Below are 16,064 nucleotides of genomic sequence, written 5' to 3'. Positions count from 1 at the left end.
CCGACCGCACAGTCCCTAAGCGTCCGCTCAGTCGTCTGATAAGAACGATGCGCACAGCAATGAAGCAGTGAACCATCGCAGACGATCGGAGCCGGACCCATGGGCGAGCACACCGCACCCAAGTTCCCCCAGGAGATCATCGACGAGTACGCCGCCCTCGGCGTCGACCTGCCCGCCCTCTTCTCCGCCGGCCACCTCGGCGAACGCATGGGCGTCACCATCGTCGAAGCCTCCGCGGACCGCGTCGTGGGCACCATGCCCGTCGAGGGCAACACCCAGCCCTACGGACTGCTGCACGGCGGCGCCTCCGCCGTACTCGCCGAGACCCTCGGCTCCGTCGGCTCCATGCTCCACGGCGGCGTCACCAAGCTCGCCGTCGGCGTCGACCTGAACTGCACCCACCACCGCGGCGTACGCAGCGGACTCGTCACGGGCGTCGCCACCCCCGTACACCGCGGCCGCTCCACCGCCACCTACGAGATCGTCATCACCGACGAACAGGACAAGCGGGTCTGCACCGCACGCCTCACCTGCCTGCTCCGCGACGCCCCCCGGACCGAAGCCGCCTGACGGGCCGGAACACACCGCACAGCACACCACGAACCCACTGCCCGGCCGGAACACAATCCGGCCGGGCAGCGCCATACCCGGCCACAACCACCCGCACACCAGCCACACTTGGCAAACGAAACCGCCAACTCCCTTGACCGAAACCAGTGTTGTGTGGCCAACTCGGCACCCCACACGCACCACACCGCGTCGATCACATCACCCCTGATGTGACACTGCGTAATCACCACCCGGTCCGCGGACACCCCCACGCGACCCCACGCACCCGGCCGCAAAGCCGCCGGGCTCCTCGCCATGCCCGCGCGCACCGCACCCCGCCCCACCTCGCACGACAGCAGCAAGATCACCTCAAGCCCCTTAGCAGAGCTGCGCGTTCTCACAATGCGGTCACTTCACCGTCCGGTAAAAAGCCGTACATGTCCGCACAGCCACCTCAAGCCTTCCTCAACGGCATAACAAGACAGTCACATCCTGCGGCGGACCCATCCCGGACCCCCACACCTGCGCCTAGAGTCACCGCCAGTCACCGCGCCGCCGGGCACGTCTGCAGCACGGCCCTGTACCACCCCAGTACGGCCCGGCGAACGTCACGGCACCTCAAGCAGAGGAGGCCGCGCCAGGGAAAGGACCTTTCGTGCGACACCGTTCTTTGCTCATACTCACCACCGTGCTCACGACCGGAGCACTCACCCTCACCGCCTGCGGGTCGCGCGACGACAGCAAGAAGAGCAGCGGCGACGGCGACACCCAGACCGTCGTCATCGGCGTCGACGCCCCGATCACCGGCGACCTGTCCGCCCTCGGCCTCGGCATCAAGAACTCCGCCGACCTCGCCGCCAAGACGGCCAACAAGGAAAAGACCGTCCCCGGCATCAAATTCGAGGTCAAGCCCCTCGACGACCAGGCACAGCCCTCCGTCGGCCAGCAGAACGCCCAGAAGTTCATCGACGACGAAACCGTCGTCGGCGTCGTCGGCCCCCTGAACTCCGGCGTCTCCCAGTCGATGCAGAAGCCGCTCAACGACGCCAACCTCACCCAGGTCTCCCCCGCCAACACCGGCACCGAGCTCACCCAGGGCGAGAACTGGAAGACCGGCGACAAGAAGCGCCCCTTCAAGACCTACTTCCGCACCGCCACCACGGACCAGATCCAGGGCGCCTTCGCAGCGAAGTACCTCTACAACAACGCGAAGATCAAGCAGGTCTACCTCATCGACGACCAGAAGCCCTACGGCGCCGGTCTCGCCGCCTCCTTCAAGAACACCTTCACCACCCTCGGCGGCAAGATCGCCGGATCCGACCACGTCAACCCCGACGACCGCGACTTCAACGCCGTCGTCACCAAGGTCAAGAAGTCCGGCGCCAAGGCCGTCTACTACGGCGGCGAATACCCCGCCGGCGCACCCCTGAGCCAGCAGCTCAAGGACAGCGTCCAGATCCCCCTCATGGGCGGCGACGGCATGTACAGCGCCGACTTCATCAAGCTCAACAAGAAGGCCCAGGGCGACATCGCCACCTCCGTCGGCAAGCCCGTCGAGGAACTCGACTCGGCCAAGAAGTTCATCGCCGACTACAAGACCGCCGGATACAAGGACGCCTACGAGGCCTACGGCGGCGGCACCTACGACGCCACCTGGTCGATCATCGAAGCCGTCAAGATCGCCGTCGCCGACAACGGCGGCAAGCTCCCCACCGGCGACGACGCCCGCACCAAGGTCCTCGCGGCCATGGCCAAGGTCAAGTTCGACGGCGTCACCGGCCCCGTCTCCTTCGACGAATACGGCGACACCACCAACACCATGATGACCGCCTACCAGGTCGACGGCGGCAAGTGGACCTCCAAGCTCAGCGAGGCCTACAAGCCGTAACAAGCTCCCGGGCCACACTGACCCACACCAGACCGCGCGGGAGCGCTACCAGCGCTCCCGCGCGGTGCCATATCCGAACCACTCCACGGAGGCCCTGCGGTGAACGAACTGCCGCAACAGCTGGCCAATGGACTCATCCTCGGCGCGATGTACGGTCTCATCGCGATCGGCTACACGATGGTCTACGGAATCATCCAGCTCATCAACTTCGCCCACGGCGAGATCTTCATGATCGGAGGCTTCGGAGCTCTCACCGTGTACCTCTGGATGCCGGCCGGTGTCTCCCTCCTCGCGATCATCCCTCTCATGATCATCGGCGGCGTCATATGCTCCGTCGCCGTCAGCACAGCCGCCGAACGCTTCGCATACCGGCCTCTGCGCACCGCCCCACGACTGGCCCCGCTGATCACCGCGATCGGACTCTCCCTCGCACTCCAGCAGGCCATCTGGAAGTGGTACCCCGACGCCAAGAAGGACCGCTCCTTCCCCCAGTTCAAGGGAGAAGCGATCGACATCTTCGGCGCCCACATCCAACGCGGTGACCTCTTCGTCCTCATCACCGCACCCATCTGCATGCTCGCCCTCGGACTCTTCGTCTCCAAGACCCGCTCCGGCCGCGGCATGCAAGCCACCAGCCAGGACCCCGACACCGCCAAGCTCATGGGCATCAACACCGACCGCATCATCGTCATGGCCTTCGCCATCGGTGCCGCGTTCGCCGCCGTCGCCGCCGTCGCCTACGGGCTCAAGAACGGCCAGATCGGCTTCAAAATGGGCTTCATCATGGGCCTCAAAGCCTTCACCGCAGCCGTACTCGGCGGCATCGGCAACATCTACGGCGCCATGCTCGGCGGCGTCGTACTCGGCATCGCCGAATCCCTCGCCACCGGCTACATGAGCAACGTCCCCGGCATGGACCTCTTCGGCGGCGGCGCCTGGAAGGACGTATGGGCCTTCGTCCTCCTCATCATCGTCCTGCTCCTCCGCCCCCAGGGCCTGCTCGGCGAACGCGTCGCAGATCGGGCGTGATACGGATGACCACCAACCACACCACCACCGCACCCGGCCCCGCCTTCCTGCCGATCCCCGCCGCCGCGGCCCGCATCGGCACCGCCACCGGCTCCGTCGTCGCCCTCGCCGGCACCTTCCTCGCCTGGACCTGGACCGACGAATTCCCCGGCGACCTCACCGTCACCGGCTACCCCGGCGGCCTCCAGATCCTCACCCTCATCGGCGCCGCACTCACCCTGCTCCTCACGCTGTCCGGGTACGGCGTCCGGGGCCTGGGCTGGCTCACCCCCGGCGGCACCAACAGCCCCGTCCGCCTCCTGGCCCTGGGCACCCTCGGCACCACCGGCTACACCCTCGGTGCCATCGCCTACGACCTCGGCGGCATCGTCAACCTGGAGCCCGGCGCCTGGGTCAGCGGCATCGGCGCGCTCATCGCCGCCGTCACCGCACTCGGCCTCCCCGGCGACCGGCCGCTCGACACAACCGGAACTACCGCCTGGCAGCGCTTCCGCAACAGCCTCGGCGCCCCCCAGGCCCCCCGCGCCAAAGCCCTCCCCTCCTGGGCCGAAATCCTCATCATCGTCGCCGCGTTCGGCATCGGCCTCTACGTCTTCGCCTACGGCATCGACACCGACTACACCGAACTCTTCATCGGCTTCCTCATCACCGTCGCCTTCGCCTTCACCGCACTCCACCGGGCCGGACTCGTCTCCCGCCTCACCGCACTGACCGCGAAGCACCGCAACATCACACTCGCCGCCGCCCTCGTCGCAGCCGTCTGCTTCCCCTTCACCCAGCAGAAAGAGGAATACGCGCTCATCGGCGCCAACATCCTCATCTTCGGCACCGTCGCACTCGGCCTCAACGTCGTCGTAGGCCTCGCCGGCCTCCTCGACCTCGGATACGTCGCCTTCCTCGGCGTCGGCGCCTACGCCGCCGCCCTGGTCTCCGGCTCCACCATGTCCGCCATCGGCGTCGAATTCCCCTTCTGGGCCGCCGTCCTCACCGGCGCCGGAGCCTCACTCGTCTTCGGCGTACTCATCGGCGCACCCACCCTGCGACTACGCGGCGACTACCTCGCCATCGTCACCCTCGGCTTCGGTGAAATCTTCCGCCTCACCGTGAACAACCTCAACGGCAACAGCGGACCCGACCTCACCAACGGCTCCCAGGGCATCCCCAGCATCCCCGACCTCAACTTCTTCGGATTCGACTTCGGACTCAAGCACAACATCCTCGGCTTCGACCTCGGCAGGTCCGCCAACTACTACCTGCTGATGCTCGTCTTCACCGCCGTCGTCGTACTCGTCTTCCGCCGCTCCGGAGAATCCCGCATCGGCCGCGCCTGGGTCGCCATCCGCGAAGACGAAACCGCAGCCACCGCCATGGGCATCAACGCCTTCCGGCTCAAACTGCTCGCCTTCGCCCTCGGCGCCACCCTCGCCGGACTCGCCGGAACCGTCCAGGCACACGTCAACTACACCGTGACACCCGAGCAGTACCAGTTCGCCGGCTCCGTACCCCCCAACTCCGCCTTCCTCCTCGCCGCCGTCATCCTCGGCGGCATGGGAACCCTCAGCGGACCCCTCGTCGGCGCCGCACTGCTCTACCTCATCCCGGCGAAACTCCAGTTCATGCAGGACTACCAGCTCTTCCTCTTCGGCATCGCACTCATCCTCCTGATGCGCCTGCGCCCCGAAGGACTGGTCGCCGACCGCCGCAAACAGCTCGAGTTCCACGAGAACGACCAGCCCGACGTACCCGAACCGCGACAGTCCGAAGAGACCGCCGCCGGCATCGCCAAGGCGGGGGCGTGACCACCATGACCACCACGAAGACCGCCACCACCGTCCTCGACGCCAACGGCGTCACCATGCGCTTCGGCGGCCTCACCGCCGTACGCAACGTCGACCTCACCGTCAACGCGGGCGAGATCGTCGGCCTCATCGGCCCCAACGGTGCCGGCAAGACCACCTTCTTCAACTGCCTCACCGGCCTCTACGTCCCCACCGAGGGCAAGGTCAGCTACAAGGGCACCGTCCTGCCGCCCAAGCCCCACCTCGTCACCCAGGCAGGCATCGCCCGCACCTTCCAGAACATCCGGCTCTTCGCCAACATGACCGTCCTGGAGAACGTCCTCGTCGGACGCCACACCAGGACCAAAGAAGGCCTCTGGTCCGCCCTCCTGCGCCTCCCCGGCTTCACCAAGGCCGAGAACGCCAGCCGCGAACGCGCCATGGAACTCCTGGAGTTCATCGGCCTCGCAGACAAGGCCGAGCACCTCGCGCGCAACCTCCCCTACGGAGACCAGCGCAAGCTGGAAATCGCCCGCGCGCTTGCCAGCGACCCCGGACTCCTCCTCCTCGACGAGCCCACCGCCGGCATGAACCCGCAGGAAACCCGCGTCACCGAAGAACTCATCTTCGCCATCCGCGACCAGGGCATCGCCGTCCTCGTCATCGAGCACGACATGCGGTTCATCTTCAACCTCTGCGACCGCGTCGCCTGCCTCGTCCAGGGCGAAAAGCTCGTCGAAGGCAGCCCGGCCGAAGTCCAGAGCGACGAACGCGTCGTCGCCGCCTACCTCGGCACCCCCTTCGAAGGTGCCCCCGGCGCCGAAGAAGCCGCCGAGGTCGAAGCCGCCGAAGCCGACGCCGACGCCGCGAAAACAGCCACCACCAGCACCGAGGAGGAGGACACCCGATGACCGCACTTCTGGAGGTCGAGGACCTCCGCGTCGCCTACGGCAAGATCGAAGCCGTCAAGGGCATCTCCTTCACCGTCGAAGCCGGCCAGGTCGTCACCCTCATCGGCACCAACGGCGCCGGCAAGACCACCACCCTGCGCACCCTCTCCGGCCTGCTCAAGCCCGCCGGCGGCCGCATCGTCTTCGACGGCAAACCACTCAACGACGTACCCGCCCACAAGGTCGTCGCCCTGGGCCTCGCCCACTCCCCCGAGGGACGCCACATCTTCCCCCGGCTCACCATCACCGAGAACCTCCAGCTCGGCGCCTACCTCCGCAACGACAAGGCAGGCATCGAGAAGGACATCCAGCGCGCCTACGACCTCTTCCCCATCCTCGGGGAACGCCGCAAGCAGGCCGCCGGAACCCTCTCGGGCGGCGAACAGCAGATGCTCGCCATGGGCAGGGCCCTCATGTGCCAGCCCAAACTCCTGATGCTCGACGAACCCTCCATGGGCCTCTCCCCGATCATGATGCAGAAGATCATGCAGACGATCGTCGAACTCAAGGCCCAGGGCACCACCATCCTGCTCGTCGAGCAGAACGCCCAAGCCGCACTCTCCCTCGCCGACCAGGGCCACGTCATGGAGGTCGGCAAGATCGTCCTCTCCGGCACCGGCCCGGACCTCCTCCACGACGAATCCGTCCGCAAGGCCTACCTCGGCGAGGACTGACACACACGAAAGAAGGCCCGCGCCCCGGACATCTTCATCCGGGACGCGGGCCTTCTCCGTACTCAAGAACGGACTACTCGGCCGCCTTCTTCTTCTCCTCGGCATCCTCGATCAACGCCTCGGCCAACTGCTGCATCGACAACCGCCGGTCCATCGACGTCTTCTGGATCCACCGGAACGCAGCCGGCTCGGAGAGCCCGTAATCCGTCTGCAGAATGCTCTTCGCCCGGTCCACCAGCTTCCGCGTCTCCAGCCGCTGCGCCAGGTCCGCGACCTCGGACTCCAGCGCCTTCAGCTCCGCGAACCGCGACACCGCCATCTCGATGGCCGGCACCACGTCGCTCTTGCTGAACGGCTTCACCAGATACGCCATCGCCCCGGCGTCCCGGGCCCGCTCGACGAGATCGCGCTGCGAGAACGCGGTGAGCATCAGGACCGGCGCGATGGACTCCTCGGCGATCTTCTCCGCGGCGGAGATCCCGTCCAGGACCGGCATCTTCACATCGAGGATCACCAGATCCGGCCGGTGCTCCCGCGCCAGCTCGACGGCCCGCTGCCCGTCCCCGGCCTCGCCGACGACCGCGTAGCCCTCTTCCTCCAGCATCTCTTTGAGGTCGAGACGGATGAGCGCCTCGTCCTCGGCGATGACGACGCGGGTCGTCAGCGGCGGAACGTGCGACTTGTCGTCGTCGGCGGCGGGCTGGGGCGACTCGGGCGTGGTCACGGGGCTCCTTGATCAAGGCAGGGGTACTGCTGCCAAGAGCCTACCCAGCTGCGGTAAGGTGGTCGGGCAGCGGGTTGAGGGAAACCTACGATTCAGCAAGCCCCGGTAGTCCAATTGGTTAGAGACAATGGATTCAAAACCCATACAGTGTCGGTTCGAGTCCGACTCGGGGTACTTTTCCTTCGATTCCAAGGCCGCCGAAGAACGGCAAGACTTCACGTGAACGTGTGAATGTCGGCTTGTTCCGCCTCTGGATTGCCTAGATCCGGACAGGCTCGGCCTGGTGTACGACCTTGATACGCGCAAGCGTGCTCTGGCCCTCGTCGCGCAGGGTTTCAGCCAGAACTCCGTGAGCAAGCAGACCGGCATCTCGCGTGCCGCCATCCGTTCGTGGCAGACACGAATAGACCCCCTCAGCCGTGCTGCGGACTGCCCGCGGTGCGGCGACATGCCGAGCGATCCTGAAGACCCCGCCGCGTACGCCTACTTACTGGGCCTCTATCTCGGCGACGGCTGTATCAGCGCCGGCAAAAGGGGCGTGTATTTCCTCCGTATTGCCTGCGCCGACAGCTGGCCGGGCCTCATCGATGCTTGCGCCGAAGCCATGCAGCTCGCGCGCCCCGGCAATAGGGTGTTCCGAGCTCAGCATCAGGGCTGCCAGAACGTGACGTGCTACAGCAAGCACTGGCCTTGCCTCTTCCCCCAGCACGGCCCCGGCAAGAAGCATGAGCGCACGATCTCTCTAGAGCCCTGGCAACAACAGATCGTGTGTACCCACCCTTGGGAGTTCATCCGCGGCCTGATCCACTCCGACGGATGCCGAGTCACCAACTGGACCACGAAGATCATCGGCGGCGAGCAAAAACGCTACGAGTACCCCCGGTACTTCTTCACCAACTTGTCAGCCGACATCCTGGCGCTCTTCACCGATGCCCTGGACCTCGTCGGCGTTCAGTGGAAGCAGGCCAACAAGCGGAACATCTCCGTCGCCCGACGGGCGTCCGTCGCTCTGATGGACGCCCACGTCGGGCCGAAGCACTGACGACCGGCCTACTTCGGGCTGTCGTCCTCGCCGATGTGGTGCACCCGCACCAGGTTCGTCGAGCCGGGGACGCCCGGCGGGGAGCCGGCCGTGATGACCACGACGTCGCCCTTCTCGCAGCGGCCGATCTTCAGCAGCTCCTCGTCGACCTGGGCGACCATCGCGTCCGTCGAGTCCACCTGCGGGCCGAGGAAGGCCTCGACGCCCCAGGTCAGGTTGAGCTGGGAGCGGGTGGCCGGGTCCGGGGTGAAGGCCAGGAGCGGGATGGGTGAGCGGTAGCGGGAGAGGCGCCTGACCGTGTCGCCGCTCTGGGTGAAGGCGACCAGGAACTTCGCGCCCAGGAAGTCGCCCATCTCGGCCGCCGCGCGGGCGACCGCGCCGCCCTGGGTGCGGGGCTTGTTGCGGTCGGTCAGGGGCGGGAGGCCCGTGAGGATGTCCTCCTCGGCGGCCTCGACGATGCGGGACATCGTGCGGACCGTCTCGACGGGGTACTTGCCCACGCTGGTCTCGCCGGAGAGCATCACCGCGTCCGTGCCGTCGATGACGGCGTTGGCGACGTCGGATGCCTCGGCGCGGGTGGGGCGGGAGTTGTCGATCATCGAGTCGAGCATCTGGGTGGCGACGATGACCGGCTTGGCGTTGCGCTTGGCGAGTTTGATCGCGCGCTTCTGGACGATCGGCACCTGTTCCAGCGGCATTTCGACGCCGAGGTCGCCGCGGGCGACCATGATGCCGTCGAAGGCGGCGACGATGCCGTCGATGTTCTCGACGGCCTGGGGCTTCTCCACCTTGGCGATGACGGGGAGGCGGCGGCCCTCCTCGTCCATGATGCGGTGGACGTCCTCGATGTCGCGTCCGCTGCGGACGAAGGAGAGGGCGATGATGTCGGCGCCGGTGCGGAGTGCCCAGCGGAGGTCCTCGATGTCCTTCTCGGAGAGTGCGGGGACGGAGACGGCGACGCCGGGGAGGTTGAGGCCCTTGTGGTCGGAGACCATGCCGCCTTCGATGACGGTGGTGTGGACGCGTGGGCCGTCGACTTCGGTGACTTCGAGGGTGACGCGGCCGTCGTCGACGAGGATGCGTTCGCCAAGGGTGACGTCGGCGGCGAGGCCGTCGTAGGTGGTGCCGCAGGTGTGGCGGTCGCCTTCGACGGGTTCGACGGTGATGGTGAAGCTGTCGCCGCGTTCAAGGAGTACGGGGCCTTCGAGGAAGCGTCCCAGGCGGATCTTCGGGCCTTGAAGGTCGGCGAGGATGCCGACGCTGCGTCCGGTCTCGTCGGAGGCCTTGCGTACGTGGCGGTACCGCTCTTCGTGTTCGGCGTAGGTGCCGTGGCTGAGGTTGAGGCGGGCGATGTCCATTCCCGCTTCGACCAATGCCTTGATCTGGTCGTATGTGTCGACGGCGGGGCCCAGGGTACAAACGATTTTTGCTCGGCGCATGGTTCGACCCTAGACCTTACCTACGGGTAGTTATTTAGGGTGTCGTGACTGCTCAACGGCCTTTGGATGAAGGGTTATTGACAAGTGTTGAATTGTGCGCCGGGGTGCTCGGATGAGCATTCCTTTTCACAGTTTCGGCGGTGACATGATGAAGCGGGCGTTGACCTGGGCGTAGACCGTCTGGCGTTGTGGTTCGAGGTCGAGGGCGGGGGCTGCTTCGGGTGCTGCTCCGCCGAAGGCGGCGGCTCTGCCGCGTGGGGCGGCGGGTGAGGGCAGGGCGGCCGGGGCTGCGTTCTCCGCGCCGAGGTCGGCGAGTTCGACGAGTGCGGTGAGGTGGGCGCCTAGGGCGTCGGCGTATTCGCGGGCGCGTTGGACGGCTTCGTGGACGGCTTGGCGGCGGGCGGTCGCGTGTGCGGGTGAGTCGGGGCGGAGTCCCCACCAGGGGCCGTTGACGCGGGTCATGTCGAGGTCGGCGATTTTGGTGGTGAATTCGCCCAGCGCGGTGAAGTCGTTGAGGACTGCGGTGATGTGTACGCGGCCGTGGTAGGCGTGGATTTGTTCGTTGCGGCCCTTCTGGGTGAGTTCGGGTGTGATGGAGAATGCGCCGCTTTCGAGTTTTTCCATGGCTTGTCCGTAGGAGCGTGCGAGTTCGAGTACGTGGTTGTTTCGGCGGGTGAGGTCTTCGAGGGCGTTGCGGCGGTCCTTGCCACGGGTGGTGACGGTGATGGTGAGGCGGGCGGTTTCGGGGTCGACCTGGAGGCGGGCTTCGCCGCGGACGGCGACGCGGGGGTGTTCGGGGGTGCCGTAGGACGGTGGGGTGGGGTGGGGCGTCGGGGTGTCGGTCATGGGTCCACTGTTGCATCCGGGTCGGACAGCGGCTGGTCATCAGATCGAAACCCGCAAGGGGTGTTGCGCGGTGTGGCTCCTGGGTCAGAATCTACGCGCGTTGTGCATGGCGGTCCTTGTTGTCGGGGCGTCGCGTCGTGCGAGTACCGAGTTGCGTGAGAACTGAGATGTGGGAGACGAAATGCCGCTGAACCGTAGGACGTTCCTGGGCACATCGGCGGCTGCCGGTGCGGGTGTGGCGATCGCGGGGGCATCTGCGGTGCCTGCTTCGGCGCATGGGCACGGGCATGGGCACGGGCGTCCGCCGAAGCGGTACTCGTTCACGGTGATGGGCACCACCGATCTGCACGGGAACGTCTTCAACTGGGACTACTTCACGGACAAGGAGTTCGACGACAAGGCGCACAATGATGTGGGTCTGGCGAAGATCTCGACGCTGGTGGATCAGGTGCGCCGGGAGAAGGGTCGTCGTAACACGTTGATGATCGATGCGGGTGACACGATCCAGGGCACCCAGTTGTCGTACTACTACGCGAAGATCGATCCGATCACGGCGAAGCGTGGTCCGGTGCATCCGATGGCTCAGGCGATGAACGCGATCGGGTATGACGCGGCGGCGCTCGGTAACCACGAGTTCAATTACGGTATTCCGGTGCTGCGGAAGTTCGAGGAGCAGTGTGATTTCCCGCTGCTGGGTGCGAACGCGTTGGATGCGAAGACGTTGCGGCCGGCGTTCGCTCCGTATGTCATCAAGCGGATGCGCACTCCGCACGGCCGGGATGTGAAGGTTGCGATCCTGGGGTTGACGAATCCGGGGATCGCTATCTGGGACAAGGCGAATGTGAGCGGGAAGATGGTGTTCCCGGGGCTGGAGGAGCAGGCGGCGAAGTTTGTGCCGCGGCTTCGTTCGATGGGTGCGGATGTGGTGATCGTTTCGGCGCATTCGGGTAACAGTGGTACGTCGTCGTACGGTGATCAGGTCCCGTATGTGGAGAATGCGGCGGGCCTGGTGGCCGAGCAGGTTCCGGGGATCGATGCGATTTTGGTCGGGCATGCGCATCTTGAGATTCCCGAGTATTTCGTGGAGAACAAGCAGACCGGCAAGAAGGTGGTGCTTTCGGAGCCGTTGAAGTGGGGGCAGCGGCTGACGCTGTTCGACTTCGATCTGGTGTGGGAGAAGGGCCGCTGGGTCGTGGAGCGGGCGGGTTCGCAGGTGCTGAACTCCAACACGGTGGCGGAGGACCCGAAGATCACGCGGTTGTTGGCGGATGAGCACAAGAAGGTTGTGGCGTACGTCAATCAGGTGATCGGTACGTCGACGGCGGCGATGACGACGGCGGAGGCGGCCTGGAAGGACGAGCCGATCATTGATCTGATCAATGTGGTCCAGACGGAGACGGTGAAGGCGGCGTTGGCGGGTGGCGCGTATGCGGCGCTTCCGGTGCTTTCGCAGGCGTCGTGTTTCTCGCGTACGGCGCAGATTCCGGCCGGTGATGTGACGATCAAGGATGCGGCGGGTCTGTATCCGTTCGAGAACACGCTTGAGGCGCGGTTGCTGACGGGTGCCCAGTTGAAGGATTATCTGGAGTTCTCGGCGCGGTATTACGTGCAGACTGCGGTGGGTGCGCCGGTGGATACTGCGAAGCTGACGAATGCGGACAGTACTCCGGATTACAACTATGACGCGGTTTCGGGTCTGACGTACGAGATCGATATTGCGAAGCCGAATGGTTCGCGGATCGTGAATCTTGCGTTCGAGGGGAAGCCGATCGATCCGGCGGCGGAGTTCGTGCTGGCGGTGAACAATTACCGGGCCAGTGGTGGCGGTAACTTCCCGCATGTGGCGGGTGCCAAGCAGTTGTGGGCCAATTCGGAGGAGATCCGTAACACGATCATCTCCTGGGTCCAGGCGAAGGGGTCGGTGGACGGCGCGCGGTTCGCTTCGGTGGACTGGCGGCTGACGCGTGAGGGTACGCCGGTGTTCTAGCGGGTTGTTGCGGGGGGCGGCCGTCTGCTCCTTCGGGAGGGGGCGGCCGCCTTCTGTGTGTGTGGGGGTGTCAGTTGTTCCGGGCGAGGGGGATGAGGTCGGGTCTCTGGGTGGGGACGCGTGAGTGGTGGGGGTTGAGGCCGAAGGTGGTGAAGGCGGTGCGTTCGGGGAGGGGGTAGGGGTTGGTGGCGGTGAGGTCGTTGAGGATGGTGGCGCTGCGCCAGGCGGCGAGTCCGAGGTCGGGGGCGCCGACGCCGTGGGTGTGTCGTTCGGCGTTCTGTACATAGACGTTGCCGGTGACGGTGGGGTCGAGGACGAGGCGGAACCGGTCGTCGATGCGGGGGCGTTCGGAGGCGTCGCGGCGCATGTAGGGGTCGAGGCCGGTGAGGATGCGGTCGAGGGAGCGTTCGCGGTAGCCGGTGGCGAGGACGACGGCGTCGGTGGTGAGGCGGGTGCGGGTGTTCTGCTGGGTGTGTTCGAGGTGGAGTTCGATGCGGGTGTTGGCGACGCGTCCTGCGGTGCGTACGGAGACGCCGGGGGTGAGGGTGGTGTCGGGCCAGCCGCCGTGGAGGGTGCGGCGGTAGAGCTCGTCGTGGATGGCGGCGATGGTGTCGGCGTCGATGCCCTTGTGGAGTTGCCATTGATGGGGGACGAGTTCGTCGCGTACGGCTTCGGGGAGGGCGTGGAAGTAGCGGCTGTAGTCGGGGGTGAAGTGTTCGAGGCCGAGTTTTGAGTACTCCATGGGTGCGAATGCCTGGGTTCGGGCGAGCCAGTGGAGGTTTTCGTGGCCCTGGGGGCGGGCGCGCAGGAGGTCGAGGAAGATTTCGGCGCCGGATTGTCCGGAGCCGATGACGGTGATGTGGGGTGCTTGGAGGAGTTCCTGGCGGTGGTGGAGGTAGTCGGCGGAGTGGATGACGGGGGCGTTCTCGGCTTCGGTGAGGGGTTTGAAGAAGTCGGGGATGTAGGGCTCTGTGCCGATGCCGAGGGCGATGTTGCGGGTGTGGGCGCGGCCGAGTGCTTCGGCTTCGCCTTCGTTGTCGAGTTGGGTGAAGTCGATTTCGAAGAGTTTGCGTTGGTTGTTCCAGCGGACGGCGTCGACCTGGTGGCTGAAGTGGAGGCCGGGGAGTTGGTCGGTGACCCAGCGGCAGTAGGCGTCGTATTCGGCGCGTTGGATGTGGAAGCGCTCGGCGAAGTAGAAGGGGAAGAGGCGGTCGCGGCTGCGTAGGTAGTTGAGGAAGGTCCAGGGACTGGCGGGGTCGGCGAGGGTGACGAGGTCGGCGAGGAAGGGGACTTGGAGGCTGGCTCCGTCGATGAGGAGGCCGGGGTGCCAGTGGAAGGCGGGGCGTTGTTCGTAGAAGGCGGCGTTGAGGGGGTGGGGGTGGGCGGGGACGCCGTGGGCGAGGGCGGCGAGGGAGAGGTTGAAGGGGCCGATGCCGATGCCGATGAGGTCGTGTGGCTGGTCGGTGTCGGGGGTGGGGAGGTCGGTCATCGGGGGGTGTTGCCTTCCGCGAGATCGTTGGTGAGTTGGTTGACGAGGTCGAGGAGTGTGCGCAGGTGTCGGGGGGTGGTGTGGGGGTTGAGGAGGGTGGCTTTGAGCCAGAGGCGGTTGTCGGTGTGGGCGCGGCCGAGTACGGCTTGGCCGCGGGTGAGGAGGGTGCGGCGGATGGTGGCGACGGTGTTGTCGTCGGCGTCGGTGGGGCGGAAGAGGACGGTGCTGATGGTGGGGCGGTCGTAGAGGTCGAGGTCGGGGGTTTGGGTGATGAGGTCGGCGAGGTGGTGGGCGGTGGTGAGGGTGCGGTCGATGAGGTCGGCGAGTCCGGTGCGGCCGAGTGCTTGGAGGGTGACGGCGATCTTGAGGGCGTCGGGGCGTCGGGTGGTGCGCAGGGAGCGGCCGAGGAGGTCGGGGAGGCCGGCTTCGGTGTCGTCGTCGGCGTTGAGGTAGGGGGCTTGGTGGTGGAGTGGGTCGAGGTGGTGGCGGTGGGGGACGGCGAGGATGCCGGCGGGTGCTGGTTGCCAGCCGAGTTTGTGCAGGTCGAGGGTGACGCTGTGGGCGCGGTCGAGGCCGTGGATCTTGTCCCGGTGGGTGGGGCTGAAGAGGAGGGGGCCGCCGTAGGCGGCGTCGATGTGCAGTTCGGCGCCGTGGGTGGTGCAGAGGTCGGCGATGTCGGTGAGTGGGTCGATTCGGCCGGTGTCGGTGGTGCCGGCGGTGGCGGTGACGAGGAGGGGGCGGTCGTGCCGGGTGAGGGCTTCGTGGAGTGCGGTGAGGTCCATGACGCCGGTGGGGGCGGGGATGACGATGGGGGCGGGGAGGCCGAGGAGCCAGGCGGCGCGGGTGATGCTGTGGTGGGCGTTGGCGGCGCAGATGGTTTGTACGGGGCCGTTGCGTTCGCGGGCGAGGAGGAGTGCGAGTTGGTTGGACTCGGTGCCGCCGGTGGTGATGAGGGCGTCGGGGGTGGGTTGGTGGGGGTAGATCTCGGCGGCGAGGGCGGCGGTGGTGTCGGCTTCGAGGGCGGAGGCGGCGGGGGCCTGGTCCCAGGAGTCCATGGAGGGGTTGAGGGCGGAGGCGGCGAGGTCGGCCGCGGTGGCGAGGGCGAGGGGCGGGGTGTGGAGGTGGGCGGTGCAGAGGGGGTCGGCGGGGTCTGCGGCGCCTTCGGTGAGGGCGGTGACGAGGGTGCGCAGGGCGTGGTGGGGGCCGGTGCCGTGGTCGGGGATGACGGGGTGGGTGGCGGTGCGCATGCGTGGGGTGACGGCGTCGGGGCCGCCGGCGGGGAGGGGGCCGTCGCGTCGGTGGGCTCCGTCGTGGAGTGCGGTGAGGACGGTGTCGATGAGGGGGCGCAGGGCGGTGGGGCCGGTGGTGGTTCCGGCGAGTGGCGGGGGTGAGGGTGGGGGTGGGGTAGGCATGGCGTGGGGGCCCTTCGGACGCGCGTGACCAGGCATGGGTTGACGTGTCAGCTTGTCCGGGTTTCGGGTGGCGTGGCCGGGGAGCCGGGGGATGTGAACTCGAAAGGGGGATGGGTGGCGGGGTGGGGGGTGGGGTGGGGTGTTCTGGTGGTATGGGTGTGGCGCCGGATACGGGTGTGCCCGGCGTCCTCCTGGGGTGGAGGCGCCGGGCACGGGTGGTGCGGCTGGTGCGGGGTGGTGCGGCTGGTGCGGGATGG

13 protein-coding genes and 1 tRNA gene are annotated in these 16,064 nt (G+C 66.8%); 9 read left to right on the top strand and 5 right to left on the bottom strand.

The genetic code is table 11. The features are described from left to right. The first annotated feature begins 99 nt into the window (after window positions 1-99). The 6 genes from OHA19_RS30015 (at window position 100) to OHA19_RS29990 (ending at window position 6,868) form a co-directional block, all read left to right on the top strand. A complete protein-coding gene (locus OHA19_RS30015; protein WP_405711614.1) occupies window positions 100-570 on the top strand; it encodes a PaaI family thioesterase in 471 nt (156 codons plus the stop codon). A gap of 649 nt (window positions 571-1,219) precedes the next feature. Then, window positions 1,220-2,437, top strand: coding sequence for a branched-chain amino acid ABC transporter substrate-binding protein (locus tag OHA19_RS30010; protein ID WP_405721350.1), 1,218 nt, complete (start codon window positions 1,220-1,222; stop codon window positions 2,435-2,437). 99 nt (window positions 2,438-2,536) lie between these two features. Then, on the top strand, window positions 2,537-3,466 hold the full coding sequence (locus OHA19_RS30005; protein ID WP_124718262.1) for a branched-chain amino acid ABC transporter permease: 930 nt from the start codon (window positions 2,537-2,539) through the stop codon (window positions 3,464-3,466). A 5-nt stretch (window positions 3,467-3,471) separates the two neighbouring features. Then, window positions 3,472-5,265: a branched-chain amino acid ABC transporter permease gene (locus OHA19_RS30000; protein ID WP_405711617.1), complete on the top strand. Its 1,794-nt coding sequence runs from the start codon at window positions 3,472-3,474 to the stop codon at window positions 5,263-5,265. Next, entirely contained in the window at window positions 5,262-6,155 is an 894-nt protein-coding gene (locus OHA19_RS29995) for an ABC transporter ATP-binding protein (protein ID WP_405711619.1), read from the top strand. Before OHA19_RS30000 ends, OHA19_RS29995 begins: the two co-directional genes overlap by 4 nt. Further along, entirely contained in the window at window positions 6,152-6,868 is a 717-nt protein-coding gene (locus tag OHA19_RS29990) for an ABC transporter ATP-binding protein (RefSeq protein WP_405711621.1), read from the top strand. The genes OHA19_RS29995 and OHA19_RS29990 overlap by 4 nt, the downstream gene beginning before the upstream one ends. A 73-nt stretch (window positions 6,869-6,941) precedes the next feature. Here the strand turns inward: OHA19_RS29990 and OHA19_RS29985 are convergent, their stop codons facing one another. Then, window positions 6,942-7,592 carry an ANTAR domain-containing response regulator gene (locus tag OHA19_RS29985; RefSeq protein WP_266420680.1) on the bottom strand — a complete coding sequence of 217 codons (651 nt, stop codon included), beginning with the start codon at window positions 7,590-7,592 and terminating at the stop codon, window positions 6,942-6,944. 99 nt (window positions 7,593-7,691) lie between these two features. Here OHA19_RS29985 and OHA19_RS29980 point away from each other — a divergent pair. Then, window positions 7,692-7,766: transfer RNA gene (locus tag OHA19_RS29980), tRNA-Leu, on the top strand. A gap of 109 nt (window positions 7,767-7,875) precedes the next feature. Continuing rightward, window positions 7,876-8,634 carry a transcriptional regulator gene (locus OHA19_RS29975; protein WP_405711623.1) on the top strand — a complete coding sequence of 253 codons (759 nt, stop codon included), beginning with the start codon at window positions 7,876-7,878 and terminating at the stop codon, window positions 8,632-8,634. Between the two features lie 8 nt (window positions 8,635-8,642). Here the strand turns inward: OHA19_RS29975 and pyk are convergent, their stop codons facing one another. Together pyk and OHA19_RS29965 are read right to left on the bottom strand one after the other, a co-directional pair. Then, a complete protein-coding gene (gene pyk, locus OHA19_RS29970; RefSeq protein ID WP_405711625.1) occupies window positions 8,643-10,073 on the bottom strand; it encodes a pyruvate kinase in 1,431 nt (476 codons plus the stop codon). 126 nt (window positions 10,074-10,199) lie between these two features. After that, window positions 10,200-10,919 (bottom strand): SIMPL domain-containing protein, encoded by a 720-nt coding sequence (locus OHA19_RS29965; RefSeq protein ID WP_405711627.1) that lies wholly within the window; start codon window positions 10,917-10,919, stop codon window positions 10,200-10,202. Between the two features lie 181 nt (window positions 10,920-11,100). Here OHA19_RS29965 and OHA19_RS29960 point away from each other — a divergent pair, with 181 nt between their 5' ends. Then, complete coding sequence (locus OHA19_RS29960; protein WP_405711629.1) at window positions 11,101-12,906, top strand: bifunctional metallophosphatase/5'-nucleotidase; 1,806 nt, start codon at window positions 11,101-11,103, stop codon at window positions 12,904-12,906. A 70-nt stretch (window positions 12,907-12,976) separates the two neighbouring features. On the opposite strand, the gene OHA19_RS29955 is transcribed toward OHA19_RS29960, so the two are convergent. Together OHA19_RS29955 and OHA19_RS29950 are read right to left on the bottom strand one after the other, a co-directional pair. Next, window positions 12,977-14,395, bottom strand: a complete 1,419-nt coding sequence (locus OHA19_RS29955) for a lysine N(6)-hydroxylase/L-ornithine N(5)-oxygenase family protein (RefSeq protein ID WP_405711631.1) — start codon at window positions 14,393-14,395, stop codon at window positions 12,977-12,979. Beyond that, entirely contained in the window at window positions 14,392-15,807 is a 1,416-nt protein-coding gene (locus OHA19_RS29950) for a pyridoxal phosphate-dependent decarboxylase family protein (protein WP_405711633.1), read from the bottom strand. The genes OHA19_RS29955 and OHA19_RS29950 overlap by 4 nt, the downstream gene beginning before the upstream one ends. Between the last annotated feature and the right edge of the window lie 257 nt (window positions 15,808-16,064).

Origin of the sequence: Streptomyces sp. NBC_00012 (assembly GCF_045040875.1) — a bacterium.
GTDB lineage: Bacteria > Actinomycetota > Actinomycetes > Streptomycetales > Streptomycetaceae > Streptomyces.
The sequence above is the reverse complement of the archived record's forward strand: the minus strand, read 5'-3'. Positions and strand labels throughout refer to the sequence as shown.